Here is a 14994-nt window from a genome sequence, read left to right on the forward strand (position 1 = left end):
CTGATTGATTTTGATTGTTTATTAATTGTTAATTAACTTCTTATTTTTTCTTTCTACCAAATACAAAGATTAACATACCAATTAATCAAGATACAAATGAAGCAGCTACAAAGTATGGTCAGATTAAGATTGGCGATGTTGCTTTTAATTTTTTATCAATAGTTGTTTGTTTAACTACATCTTCATTGTTATAAGAGTTAAGATTATTTAAAATTTCATCTGAATCGGCAATTGCTTTATTAATTGCATCTTGTTTATCTTTAGATAATTTTTCAAATTTCTTAGATTTCGTTAAATCTACTAAATCATTTTTAGCTTTAGCCAATTCTTCAGCATCAACATATAATTGAGCAATTTGATTATGTTTATTATCAAATTCTGTGCTTGTAGCATTATTATCTAAAATGTTATTGATTAATGTTGTTTTGGTTGTGTCATTAAGCACGTCGCTCTCTTTAACTTGTTGAATTAATTTGTCTTTAACTTTAACATTATTTAAGTTATTTACAAAGCTTGAATCTTTAACTAAATCCAGTGTTTCGCTAATTAATTTATCTCTGGTTTCATCAGAAATTTTGTTGTCTTTAGCTTCTTGATGTAATTGATCAATTAAGTCTAATCTAGCTTTTTCATTGGCTAATTTATTAGTAAATTCTTCGCTTGTTTCATCTAATTCTGTAATGTTTTGAGAAATTGAATTTTTTTGTTCTTGTGTCAAGTTTGGATTTTGTCTAATTTGATCAATTGCTTCTTGTTTCTTGTTAATGTTTTTAGCTATTTCATTGTATTTTTCGTCTTTTGGATCGTTAGCTAAAACATCTTCAACTAATTGAGCTTTGTCTTCTTGGCTTAAGTTTGGATCTTCTTGAATTTCTTTCAATTTATTGAATTGATCACGAATTTTGTCAAGAATTACTGGAGCTTTGTCATCGTTTCCTTTGAATGAATTTATTTCATTAATTAAAGCTTCTTTTTGTTCATTTGGTAGATTTGAAGCTTGAATTTCGTCTATTAATTTTTGTTTTTCTTTAACCTTATCAATTTGGTGATTTAATGCTGGTTTAGCTTGTTTATTTTCTAATTCAGCAATTTCATTAGCTAAATTGTTCTTTGTTGTTTCAGGTAAATTATTATCGTTTCTAATTTCTTTAATAGCATCTTGTTTGATTTTTTCATTGTTTAACTCTTCATTAAATTTAGGACTATTAGGCTCGATGTTGGCTATGTTTTCGCTTAATTTAGCCTTATCGTCTTCTGTTAATGAATCGTCATTATTTAATGTTTTATATGCATCTTCTTTAGCTTTGATTTTACCAAGCACATCATCATAGTTTGCTTGTGTTGAATCTGCTTTAACAATGTCATCAATCAAGTCTGCTTTTTGTTCTGGAGTTAAATTGTCATCATTCTTAATTGTTTCAATTAATTTTGTTTTATTAACAATTTTGTCTAAATTATTTAAAAATTCTTCTTTAGTAATTGCTTCATTGTCGTTAGGAGATTCAACATTATTTAATTGGTCAATTAAGGCTGTTTTTTCTTCATCTGTTAAATTAGGATTGCTTTGAATTTTTTCAATTGCTTTATTTCTAAAGTAATCATAGTTAGTTTCTCCATCAAGTGCTTTTTCAGCCGCTATTAAGGCTTTTTGTAAGTCTTGAACTTCTTTCAAGTTTAAGTTATTACCACTAGGAGCAACTAACGCATCAACTTTGCCTTTAACATTATCATAATTTGTTTTTGGCTCTTCTGTTGCTGCTACATATTTATAATTACCTTCTTGGGCTAAATCATTAGCTATTTCTTGAGCTTTAGCTTTAATTTCAGCCATTGCGTTATCAAGAAGTTTAGCATCTTCCCCAACTTGTTTAAGGTCGGCAATTAATTTTTTCTCATTTAATGATTCTTTAAGAGCTGCTTTTTGAGCATCATTTAAATGTTCTAAAGCATCGATATCAGCAATAATTTGTTGTTTTACTTCATCAAATTTCTCATTACCATCTAGAGCTTGTTCAGCAACTTTGATGTTATTAATTAAGTCAGCAACTGCTTCTGGACTTAGTTGAGCACCACCATTTTCTTTGTCAACTAAAAATGTAGCTTCATTTAATAAATCATCATATTTATTGCGAGGATCTTCATCAGCATTTAAGTATTTAGGTGTGTCTTTAACTGGTGCTTGATTTGCTAATTCCTCTTTCAATAAGCCCATTTGGTCATTTAAATTAGTTGCATTAGCAACAATTTCGTCAATTTCTTCTGGTGATGTTGCATTATCGATTTGAGTAGTTAAACCTGCTTTTTGTAAATTATTAATGTGTTCTAATTCTTCTAATTTAGCTAAAGCTTCTTCTCTACGTTTTTTAATGTTTTGTTCACCATTTAAGGCAGCAATTGCATCATGAACTGCTTGGTTTTGGTTTTTAATTCTATCTAAATCAACAATATTATTAGTATCTGAATTTGGCTGATTTAATTTAGCTAATAATTCTTTAGCTGCATCAATGGCTTCGTCATAATTCCCTTTTACATCATGTTCTGAACCTGTGTAATGAATTGAGTCTTTAATACCACTTTCACCATCAATATTGTCTTTAAGCATTTTGGTTAAATCGTTAATTTGCTTGTTCTTAGCATCAACTGTATTAACATCGGCAATTGATGTTTGAGCATTGATTTGATTAATTAAAGCTGTTTTTTGAGCATCTGTTAAATCAGTGTAAGTTGGATTATCACCATTGATTTTAGCAATCGCTTCATTTTTAGCTCTTTGTAATCTTTCTTCACCGTTTAAATCGTTGATTGCTTTATTTAATTTTTTGATTGCTTCATTAACTTGGTCTAATGATAAATTAGCACCATCAACTTTATTTAAAGCATTGTCACGATTAGTAATTTGATTGTTGTATTCGGCTTGTCTATCTTCGAATGCTTCTTTATATTTGATGCTATCTTTATCAACAGAGGCAATTTCGCTATATGTTTTCATTGCGTCATCTAATGATTTAGCATCTTTTTCAAATTCATTAAGTTCAGCTAATGGAGTTTTATAAACTTTGTCAATTAAAGCCGCTTTTTGAGCATCGTTTAAATATTGCTTGTCATTAATAGCTTTAATTAAAGCTTTTTTGGCCTCATCATCAGCTTTGGCTTGGGTTAAGATGTCATTAATATTTTTGTCATATTTTTCACCGTCTGCAGTGTTTAATTCAGCCTCTTTAACGGTATCTTTATAAGCTTGTTTTTCTGCTTGTGTTAAATGTGTTAATTTGTCTATTTCATCATTAATGTTAGTTTTAGTTAAGTTTAATGCTTGGTTTAGATAATCAGCCACTTTCTCAGCACTTAACTCTTTGTCATCGGCATTAATTAAATTGATTAATGCTTGCTTGTTGTCAGGAGTTAAGTTATCAAAATTGTTTAATTTATCTTTAAGATCGCTTCTAATACCATCTAATAGGCCTTTAGCTTGATTTGCTTCATTTACTTTGGCGTCTAAATTAGTAGCTTCACTGTTAAGATCGTCAGCGCTTACAGAAGTTAAGTCTTTGTTGCTTAATTCATCTAAAGCATTTTGAAGATTTTTAAGTGCTGTATCATAAGCGTCTTTATTTTCTTTATCTAATTTATAAACATCATTGTTTTTGTAATCATTTAATTCGTCTAATTGTTCTTTAACATCGGCAATTTTGGCATCTAATGTTTCTGCTGCTTCTACAATAGTTTCAGCATCTGCTTGAGCGTCGGCGTTAGCAATATTTTCTTTTAATTGTGCTTTTTGATCATCAGTTAAATTGTTTAAAGCATCAATTCTTTCGTTTAATGCATTTTGGTTTTGATCACCATTTAACTCACTATAAGCAGTTTGTAAATTACTTAATACTGTTTCAACAGCACTCAATTCTGAGTTAGCACCATCAGTTTCACTAAGTAATTCTTGAGCTGTTGATAGAGCATTATCATAATCTTGTTTTTTATCAGCATCTGCTAAAGTATAAACAATAGCTGTTTTAGCATCGTTGTTTTGATTATCTTCAACAACTTTATTGGTTAAAGCAGTTAATTCAGCTTTAACAGCATCACTTAATTCTTTCATTTTAGCATTTAATGTGTTCGCTGTTGTGCTACGAGCTTGAATTGCTTCAGTTGAAGTAGCTGATTTTAAATCTGCTTTATAAGCATCTAATTGATTGTTGTTTAAATAAGGGTAATTATTTGTTGCATCTGCAATAGCTTTTTCAATTTCTGCTTTAAGTTGAACTTTAGCTACTTCATCAAGAGTATTAGCGTTTGCTAATTCATCTAATAAAGCTTGTTTTTGTTCTTCAGGAACATTGTTATTAATGTATTGGGTAACTTTTTCTTTTTCAACTTGTAAAGTTGTTTTAAAGCCTGTTAAAGTAATTGTTCTTGTGTTAGTTGAAACAACTACTGGATTTTGTGGATCATTATTTGAATTCAATATTGCTTTGGTTGAAGCAATTTTGAATTTTATATCTAATGTACCATTATCATTGTTTGGAGATAATTCAATGCTGTTTAAATAACCTTCAACATTTAAGTCTGCCGGGTTGTTAAACGCTTTAATAGCTTCTTTAGCAACTTCACTTGCCAATTGATTTCTGTTAATTGCGTTAGTATCATTTTCATTAATAGTAAATGGAATGTTTGAATCAGCTAAAATAGCGTCCACTCTTTCTTGTTCAGTTAAAGTGCTTAAGGCATTATTGTTATTTAATGTATAAACTTTGGTTGATTTAACATTTTCAAGATTTTCTTTAGTTGATTGATATTTGTAACTTAAGTCTAATTTACCTGTTAATTCATTTGGATTTGAAATAACTAAATCAACTGGTTTAACATCTGCAGGGATTGTAGAATCGTTAAATTCAATTTCATCAGTTGTAATTTCACTCGCTGTATCTGTAGCTCGATTTGCATCTTTAACTTTAGCTAAAGCAAGAGATAAATCATTTAATCTTGCAACTTCTTCATCATAACGTTGTTGACCGTTTAAAGCATCAATTGCGCTTTTAATTTTTTTGTTTAAAGCATCAATTGTTTCTTTATTCATTAAATCAGAATTATTTTCAGTATTTAAAGCAGCTACTAAATCTTCTGCTTCTTTAATCACTCCACCTTTTTGATTACCATCTTTAGTTGGATTTCCATCATAGGCTTCTCTTAAGGCGTTAGTAGTATAAGTATAATTATTGCCTGCTGTTACAGCATCTTGATCTGCTATGTAATCGTTCAAGGTTTCCATTGAAGAATTTAATGCACTATTAGCTGCATCTTGACTAGTAACACCATCAATTGTTGTTTGTTCATTAATTAAAGCAATTGCTTTTTCTTTTTGTTTATCAGTTAATGATGAATAATCAGAATTAATTTTTCTAATCGCTTCATCTTTAGCTTCTTGTAATTTTTCATCACCATTTAAATTACTAATTGCGTCTTGAATTGCTTTAGTTCTCTTTTTAACTTCTTCTAATGATAAATTAGATCCTTTAGTTTTATCAACATCGGTTTTTTGTTGATTTACTGCGTTATCTAAAGCACTCTTATTATTATTATCTGCTTGAGTATAATCTGTGCCTTCTTTAATTGTTTCAATATTATTAGTTGCATCGTTGTAAGCTTCCATTGCTTCATTTAAATCACTTGCATCTTGTGCAATTTGATCTAATTGATTTAGATTAGCTTGATCAATTTTATTTTTAAGTGCTGTTTTTTGTGCATCATTTAAATATTGATGATTATCAATTGCTTTTTTCTTTGCATCTTTTTGATTTTTTTCATATTCAGCTTGAGTTAAAAAGCCAGTTCTTGTTTGCAATGCTGAAACATCACTATAAATATCATTGTTGTCAAGTGCTTCATCAGTAATTGTTACTAAATCTTCTTTAGTTCTTGTAGTTTTTAATTTATATGTATATGAAACTGAACCATCAGTATCATTTGGTGTAGGAGATGATAAATCAGTTAATTCAACTTGATTAGTAGTTCCATAATTATCTGCTAAAGCAATTGTGTAATCAGTATTTAAAGTTGAATCTGAAGCACGTTTAATAGGGTCTGCAGTGATGTTAAGAATTGTATTTTGATTAGTATCTGTGTCTTGTTTGACTAAATTATTTAATCTAGTAGATTCTGTTTCAAAACCAGTAATTTCTGCAGTTTTTTCATCAGAAATTGCACTTGCATTAACAGTTGACTGTAATTTATATGCAATTTTAATTTTTCCGGTTATATCGTTATAACCAAGATATCTAACACTATCTGCATAAATTTGTGTTTTTGTTGGCAATACTCAAGCAATATCTTCAGTATTATTATCTCTTTTTACAACAGATGAAGCTTGAATATTTGGTTTTTCACTCGCATCTTTATAATCTGGAGTAGCATTTAATTTATTAACTCTATTTTCTTCATTAGCAAAACCAGTAATATCATAGGTTTTATCTTGAGTATAAACATTAGTTTTATCACTTGATTTTACTACTCTATAAGTAACAGTTAAAGTTCCTGTGTCATTATTACCGCTAATAGAAATAACTTCAGTTTCTAAACCACCGGCATCAGGAGAAATGCTTAGTTGAGAAACTAATTTTTTGTCAGCAGTTGTAGGTTCAATATTTTTATTTGGATAATCAAAAGTAGCAGTATAGTCTTTAATTCTGCCTCTTTCATTATTAATATCAGTTCATTTTTCTACAATTGCTTTAATATTTTTGTCTGAACCTATTAAAATTTTGTCAGTAAATGGTTGATTTGCATCATAATTGTCTTTGTAAAGAGTGGCATTTTCTATTTCTTGTTTAACTTTATTTTGTTCTGTTTCTATTAATTCATTTAATGCTGAAATTTGAGTTTTAGCTGTTGTTTTTGCAGTCACAAAAGCACTAGCCATTTGTCCGTTTATTTTTTTAATAAATTCACTATTTACACTAAGTGTGACTGTATTTTCATTATAAGAAAAAATATTGAATGTACTCAAAGCACTTTTTAAATCATTTTTAGCAGTTGTTTTTTGATTTGCATCTAAATAGTTAAAATTATCTATTTCGGTATTAAATTCATTAATTGCACCATCAAGACCTTTTGCTTTTTCTATTCATTGTTTAGCAAAAATGTCATTATTATCATTATAAAACTTAGTAAGAATATCAGTTGATTCAAAAATATTTTGAATAGTTTTATCAGAAGCATTTTTTAAGTTTTTATCAAATGCATCAAGAGCTTTTAAATCAATCTGACTTTTAGAACTTGCAAATTCAAAAGAACCTAAATTATTAAAGTCATTTTCTGATTGTTTATAAATTTCAATTTGTGACTTAACTGAATTTTTGTCTTTATTTAATTTATTAACTTTACTAATTAACTCAATAATTGCTTTAATTTGCTCGTTTGTAGCATCTAAATTAGCAAATGGATTTAGTTGGCTTTTTAAACTAAGGTTTTTAACTTGAGCTTTAATTGTATTGATAATAAGGTTTTTAGCTTTATTGTAATTTCCACTATAAGTTGAAGAATTTTGTTCAGTAATTGGATAATCTGCTAATTTTGCAAAATATTTTTCAATTTCAGTTTTACCACTATTTATTACAGCAGTTAAATAATTATTAAGTGCATTGTAGACTGAATCCATTGAAGTTTTTAAATTATTATATGATGCACCACTTGGAGTAGAAATTGAATATTCTGTAGAAGTAGTTCTATCGATTGCACCAGTTTCGGTATTGTATTCAGTTGAACGGAAATTAATTTTGTTAATGTTTCTACTTATTATTGAATCTAAAGAATCTTTAGATGATTTTGTAGCTAAAGCATAAATGATTTTGTTAGTTATATTTTCATTGTAAGTTGAATCATAAACATCATTACTAAGAGGGAAATCACGAATTTCTTTATATTTTTTTTCAATTGTTTCTTGTTGTTTATCAAGAGTATCAATTTTCTCTTTTCATTTAGTTAAAATAGTACTATCTGAATATTGCTTACTTGCTTCAAATCCTGATTCATTATCTAATACCATTTTTAAATAATCTTTTTGACCTTTGTTTAATCATTGTTTATTATCAACATATTTCTTAGCTAATTCAAGATCAGTATATGTATAAGTAATTGGATTGAATTCAATTCCATCACTATCAAATCTACTTGATGGTAATGGGCTAGCGGTTAATGAACTGCCGTTTTTAACTTTTCATTTTTTAGCATCTCTACTATTAATTGTACTTGTTAAACGTAAAGAATTTCTACTATTTACTGCTTTTGTATCTTGATAAACACTTTTGGTACTAATTGTTTTTTTGTTTCTATTAATTCCATCTTTATTAATCTCATAATTAATATTTGAATTTCCATTTTCAGCAATTCTTAAAGTCGTTTCCGGAAATGCATCACTCTTAGGATCATAAAGATCAGAACCAAGTTCTGAATCAACAAGTTCTAAAGTATAGAATTTTTTACGTTGAGATTCAGATCTATCAGCTATTTTTCAAAATCCAGAAACAATTCTTTGATTATCGTCATCATCTTTTTGACGATATTCAGCTGATCCAAAGAAAGATTTATTGGTTGTTGATGAACCGGTATTACCAAAAAATGTTGTAGTGCTTGCGTTAGCCACATCATTATATGGCTCAAATTCTACTTCTGCTACTGCTCCGGCAACTAAATAATCAAGCTTTTTATCCATTTCTATATTGAAGACAAATAAACCACCTTGATTGTTATATATAATGTCAGCCGGTCTATCATTATTAATAAGATTTTTTTGGAATAAACCAAAATTTACATATGAACCACTGCTATTTGATAACTGAAATCCTCTTGATCTAATATCTGACATATTGGTTGGAGTAGATACTAAAATATCATACATTCCGTTATGCTTATCTGAAGATCTATAATTGTCTCAAGTTCTTTTTTGACTAAGCAAATCAGCACTCAACCCATTTGTATATGATGTTGGAGTGTTTTTGTAATAAGGCAAGTATGCATAATTAGTTAATCATGCTTCTAAAGTATCTCCAGCTTGAGAAGCACGAAGAGGATCTTTATTTACTCTTTGTACTTTTCCAATTCAAGGTGAAATATCATAATCAGATAAGTTAGCATTTTTTTCTTCTTTTAATTTGATAGTATAAGTTTTTTGTTGTAAAACATTTGAATTATTTCTATCATCAACTTTAATATACAAGTGAATTTTAATATCACTTGCTATTTTCATATCATTTGAAAAATAAAATGCTCCTGTATAGAATGTTGATTGCGCACCTTGAGTTGCAGAACCATGTAATGGTTTATTAACTAAGTTGTAACCTATTTTAAATCTTTTGGTATCAGTACTTGGATTATATCCATTCCCATTTCATCACGGTCCATGATCTACACCTTTGTCTCTAAAACCATCTACTTGTCAAGAATAAAGTGTTCCACTTTCTGTTGCATAATTAGTACCTGTTCAATCGGAAACATTTACGTTGTTTGGAAAACCTGGATTTGAGGCATCAAATAATCTAAATCATGAATCTCCAACTGCTCGATATTGTCAATTAGCATTGGTGTCGTTGAAATTCTGATTACCGTTTGAATTAAAAATATTTATATATCTATATGGTGCATATCTGGCATTATGATTTGAAGTTGGAAGTGAATTATAGTTCTTTCAAAGATTATCCTGTAAATCAATATTAACTTTATCAAAAGTTCAATTAGTGCCTGAAGTAGTTTTACTTGTCACATTGGTTGAGCTTGTAGTCGATGAAAGAGTCAAAACAAGTCCTGCTAATGGTACTGATGCAGGAATAATTAAAAGGCTCCTTTTTAATGCTTTATTTTTCATACATATCTCCTATTCTATATATATATATATATGTATATATGTAATATAAGTGTCAATTGTATCAGAATTACTAAGAGAATTATGAAAAAATTCAAACTTTTTTGAAAATTAAATCAATTTCAGATATGACGTTAATTCTTGTGGAATTTGTTGCCTCTTGTGAAAATTCTAAACAAAATAAATAAACAGACACACTAAAGGTGGATAGAAGGGTTAATTAGACATAATATCATCTCAACGTTGTCGGGGTGTTTTTCAATCTGATTTTGATTGAATACTTTCGTTGATGTATCAAAAATAAACTCATTAATTATTTTGCTAAGATCATCAAAAGTTATCTTGGTTATATAAATTAGTTTTAAACATTCAGATTCTAAAATCGAAAATAAATATTCTGCTTCTATGTTGTATGGCGAGTTGCTAACTCTCTCCATTGAAACAATGCCATTATTTTTAGATATTGTTTGCAAATAATCTTTAGTTAAATATTGGAAACAATGGTCTAAATGTGCTATTCATTGTTTGTTTAATTTTATTTTGACATGTATTTCATAACTAAATCTAAATCATTTATTTTGGACAAATTGTAATTTACAATAAATTTAGTTTTGTGGTCAATGTGAATTGACAAAAAACAAAATTGTTTTTAAAATTATTTTTTGACATTAGACCCTTTTTAAAATCATCATAATCTGAAAAAAGTTCAAGTCATTCATGCTGATTAAGTTGTCTCATATATTCTCCTATACAAAAAACACGAAATATGGATTGTCCATATTTCGTGTCCCAGTTTAAATACAGTTTTGTCCATATTTTGTGTTCTGGTTTAAATAATTTTGTCTTTTTTATATGTTTTTTAGGTTAATTAAGATTGGTTTTTGCAAGAAAAGTATCCATATCAATTCATTCATTTTTCGGGTAGAAAGCACCAGTGTCAACAAAGTATTTATAAACTTGATCCATTTTAGATATGTTAGCTTGATAACCTTTTTTGTGGTCAGTATAATAAGTATCACGAGATAAAATGTTAAAGGTATTTGCTAATGGGAAGTTTTGTATATTGACAAAGCTTTTCATTTTTTCTAAATCTCAACCGAATGTTTGTTTTAGGAATGTCATTGTGGTTAAAAGCACTGTTGTTGTACCTTGTAAGCCATATAATTGAGTTCTTGAATTATTATTTCGATCAAATAATACTGATGTGCCCTTTTCAATGTTATGATAATCAATTGCCAACATATTTTCTCAAGCAATTGTAGGATTTAATGTAATTGTATTAGCATATTCTTTTTCGCCAACGAGCAATTTAATGTATTCAACAGCATCTTGAGCACTATAACTTGGATGCAATTTAAAGAAGTAATTATATTGATCTGCAGGATATAACACTTTAATTTTGGCGAAATAAGCCTTGACTTCATTGTAAGCATTTTCATTTTGATTCAATCTTCAGCCTTTGTCATTTTTTTAAATAATGAAGAACCCATAAAGATTAAATTCTTTTTGTTTGGAGAATAATTGTTTTTGCCTTCAACAATAAGATCTAAAAAGCTCTTGCTATAAATTTGATTTAAGCGTTCGAAGTCACCTTGATAATCAATGTTTTCGGCAAATTGCATGTAATCCTTATACATAAATGGATTAATTGGATATGACTTAATGTTTAATTTGGCTCAAGCTTTACCTGCGTTTTCCAATCTTTGATTAAAAGCATTAATGTATGTGTTTTCTAAGTTGTAAATTTTAACTTTCTCTTGTAAAGTAAAGAAATAACGACAATCAATAGGCATTTTAATATATTCATCTGCTTGTAAATCATTTCAGTGTTTAAGCAATTCTGCTTGAGTGTATGATTTACCTGCTTTTAGAGCAAAATTTAAATAATAATTCTCAATAAAATCATAGGGTTGAGAATTACCATCACTCAAAATAACTATTTTATTGGCATGTTTAAAAATTCAATCTCTTACAACAACGCGATCTTCATCCGATAAAGCTATTAAAGATACATCAGGTATATAAAAATCAAATTTATCAATTCCAGCTTCTAGATATGGTTGTAAATAAGTTGTTAATTCTTCTAAAGTTGTTGGTGTTACTGAATAAGCTTTATCTTTTTGATTGTTAGTTGCATATTTCAAGTTGTCTAAAACCAATAATTTTCCATCTTTAACATTCATTTCGCCTGTTTCTGTATTTAGTACAGGTGTAAATTTGTTTAATAAATACTTAAAATTAAACCTTTGACTTTCTGAATTTTCATTAGTTTTGTCAATGTCCCAAACATCTTGATCAATTAAATAAACAACATCGTTGTAAGGTTGTTTTTCATTGTTGGCCGCGTTTAAATGACCAACAATTTGCATAAATGATGATAAAAATACTTGTGATGCGTTTCTAGAAAGAACAACCGTTGGATATGAATTATCTGCCGAGTCTTTTAAATCAGCATAAAAATCTCTAAAATCAGCTCCTGGGGCAACTTCTGGATTTAATAATTTAATTTTTGATGAACTATTTTGTAATTCAGTTAAATTTTTTGAATTTGTGTTATTTGTTCAAGGATCTTTTGTTTTTTTCGCACATGAAGCTAGCAATGCTGTAGGAATAACCGATAATGGGGCAATTGCACAAAATAGTTTTCTTTTAAATTTTTTCATAGGCAAATTATAATGTTTTTATTTTTAATCGTTAAAATAAGCGTTTTTTAATTAATTAACAACAATTAATAAATATTTATAAATAAAAATGTTAATTAATAAATCTCATAATTACTGTAATGAATTTAATTCATAAATAAAAAGACAAAACTATTATTACTTAAACTAATTGTTTAGAATAACCTTTATATTTCATAATTGTTTCTTTTTAATCTCCTTAATTCTTCAAGAATACGATAATAAGTTGTGCTAAAAAGGTTAGTATTAAGAATGCGGTTAGCATTATCAAGTGCAATGGGTTTAGTTGTTTGTAAATCAAAAACTAATCTCAATATCGCTTTTAGTCCTCAATTAATTAAACATCCGTTATATCATTTTTCTTCGGTGGTTTCTTTCTTTAGACTAATACTATTACCAAATCTAATGGCATCCATTTCAATTAAACCAAACGGTTGGTTGTAATTAATTAACCACCAATTGTTAATCAAAGCAATGATTTGGTTAATATCATTTGCGAACATTGTTTCTAAATGTCTTGAAATATTAGACGGTAATAGTTTCATTTTCTCTCCTTTGTCTATACAATTAAATTTTAGTATTTATAAAATTTTATAAAAAGATTAAAAAAGTAAAATGGGTCACAAAATATGGACAATCCATATTTCGTGACCCATTTTAAAACTTAAACATTTTATTTTGAATATGTTTCGAAAATAATTTTAGATTTCTTTTTATCAATAACGTTGTTTAATTCTTCTATTGATGCATTTTTAACATTTTCAAATGTCTTAAAATAATCTAGAAGTTTTTTGACAGTTGCATCACCAATCCCTGGTATTGAGTTTAAATCTGATTCTCTGAATTTATTTAAATATTTATGTTTCATTTTACTTTTAGCATACCTGTCAACTTCATTTTGCATTCTTGTAAACAAAAATAAAGCATCTTGTGAAATATTAATTATTTGATTTTTATCATTAATCAATTTTTCAGTTTTGTGTTTTGAATTTTTAACAAGACCAAAAACTTTTATATTTTCAAATTCTAATTCTTTTAATGCATATTTTGCTTCTTTTAATTGTTCAAACGAACCATCAACAATAAAAATATCATTTTCGTCAATATTTAAAGGTTTTGCAAACGTTTTAACAAATTTAAAAACAGTTAGATACATAAGTTCTAAATCAGAATGTTTGCTCATTTGTTTAAATTCTTCTTCATGATTAAAAAATCTATAATTCTCATGAATTTTTTTACCGCTTGAAAAGCAAACTGAAACTCCTATTGGATTTTCTAAATATCAATGTGAATTATCAAACAAATAAATATTTTTAATTTTATTTTCAGCATTTAAAATATTTTCTAATTCTTTTTGAGTTTTAATATTGATTTCTTCTTTTAAAATTGCATCATTAATATTAATCTTTAAATATTCATTGTTATTTAACAATGATAAATTCAAGATTTCTAAGAATAATCCTTTTTTGGGAAAGATGATTTTATTATTCAGTTTTGTATTAAGTTGAATTTGTTCATATTCACTTTGTAGAATAATGTGATCTGGATAATCTTTATCTGAATAGTATCTTTCTAAATAATCAGATACATAATCAATTACATTTTCAATGTAATAGTTATTTAATTTATTGATTTCATTATTGTGTGCAGTTTGGACTCCATATCTATAAAATAAACTTTGTATAGATATGTGTTCATCTTTAACAATGAATGTATGCACATCAATGTTTTTGATGTTTTGAAGTTCAACTAATTGTGTATCTTTGATTCTTTTCAATAAATGATAAGAATCATTATATTCTTTAGCAAGTTCAAAATCTCAATTTTCACTTGCTTTATCTCTTAAAGAAATTAATTTATCTAAAAAGTCATTATTTTGAAATTTTAAAATTTCAATGATTTTGTCAAATTTGTATTTTGACACAGAATAAGCTTGATTTTTAATTGGTAATCCATTTTCATACATAAAGAATCTAGTTAAAACCTTTAACAAATGTTTAAACTCGTGTTGATTTGAAAAAGGACCATATGAAAATGTTGTATCTGTTGTTTTAGAATATACATAGTTTCTGTATATTTCCAATTGGTCTTTAGTATTTATATTCAATTTTAAATATGGATATCTCTTATCATCAAGTAACTTGATGTTATATTTGGGCTGATATTTTTCAATATAGTTCTTTTCGGCTAAAAAAGCTTCTTGATCTGTATTGTATGTAACAAAATCAAAATCATAGATTTCATCAATCATTTTGTATGTCTTATAAGAGTTAATTGAATTGTTTAAATATTGATTTAATCTATTGTTTAAATCAATAGCTTTACCGATGTAAATGACTTGATCTAATTCGTTTTTTCATAAGTAAATTCCACTCTTATGTGGAGTTTTTTTAATCTTCTCTTTTATTCTGCTTATTCTTAAATCATCGTTCATAAGATATATTTTACCTATTTATTTTTAAA

General features: G+C 27.5%; 5 protein-coding genes. All 5 read right to left on the minus strand.

The window, feature by feature from the left end:
• Positions 1 to 40: 40 nt before the first annotated feature.
• Positions 41 to 9853, minus strand: a complete 9813-nt coding sequence (locus ACMZI9_RS01240) for a hypothetical protein (RefSeq protein WP_323680123.1) — start codon at positions 9851 to 9853, stop codon at positions 41 to 43.
• An 861-nt stretch (positions 9854 to 10714) separates the two neighbouring features.
• On the minus strand, positions 10715 to 11158 hold the full coding sequence (locus ACMZI9_RS01245) for a hypothetical protein (RefSeq protein WP_323680124.1): 444 nt from the start codon (positions 11156 to 11158) through the stop codon (positions 10715 to 10717).
• Entirely contained in the window at positions 11116 to 12513 is a 1398-nt protein-coding gene (locus ACMZI9_RS01250) for a hypothetical protein (RefSeq protein WP_323680125.1), read from the minus strand. The genes ACMZI9_RS01245 and ACMZI9_RS01250 overlap by 43 nt, the downstream gene beginning before the upstream one ends.
• Before the next feature lie 185 nt (positions 12514 to 12698).
• Positions 12699 to 13076 carry a hypothetical protein gene (locus ACMZI9_RS01255; RefSeq protein WP_323680126.1) on the minus strand — a complete coding sequence of 126 codons (378 nt, stop codon included), beginning with the start codon at positions 13074 to 13076 and terminating at the stop codon, positions 12699 to 12701.
• A gap of 128 nt (positions 13077 to 13204) precedes the next feature.
• Positions 13205 to 14965 carry a GIY-YIG nuclease family protein gene (locus ACMZI9_RS01260; RefSeq protein WP_323680127.1) on the minus strand — a complete coding sequence of 587 codons (1761 nt, stop codon included), beginning with the start codon at positions 14963 to 14965 and terminating at the stop codon, positions 13205 to 13207.
• Positions 14966 to 14994: the final 29 nt, after the last annotated feature.

Source organism: Mycoplasma sp. 4079 (assembly GCF_047785185.1).
GTDB lineage: Bacteria > Bacillota_I > Bacilli_A > Mycoplasmatales > Metamycoplasmataceae > Mycoplasmopsis.